1 protein-coding gene is annotated in these 285 nt (G+C 55.4%); it reads left to right on the top strand.

The features are described from left to right. A partial coding sequence (locus JUI58_RS00050) for a filamentous hemagglutinin N-terminal domain-containing protein (RefSeq protein ID WP_204101727.1) occupies positions 1 to 285 on the top strand: 285 nt, incomplete at both ends.

Here is a 285-nt window from a genome sequence, read left to right as displayed (position 1 = left end):
CAGCAGCCCCCGACGGCACCGGGACAATAATCAACTACAACGGCAACACCTACCATATCAACGGCGGCACCCAAGCCGGAGCCAACTTATTCCACTCCTTCCAAGAATTCGGCTTAAACCCCCAAGAAATCGCCAACTTCCTCTCCAACCCCGACATCCTCAACGTCGTCGGAAGAGTCACGGGAGGCAACCCCAGCATTATCCAAGGACTGATCCAACTCACAGGAGGCAACTCAAACCTATTCCTGATGAACCCCTCGGGCTGGGTCTTCACCCAAGGGGCAA

It is taken from the genome of Spirulina sp. CCY15215 (assembly GCF_016888125.1).
Lineage (GTDB): Bacteria > Cyanobacteriota > Cyanobacteriia > Cyanobacteriales > Spirulinaceae > CCY15215.
The sequence above is the reverse complement of the archived record's forward strand: the minus strand, read 5'-3'. Positions and strand labels throughout refer to the sequence as shown.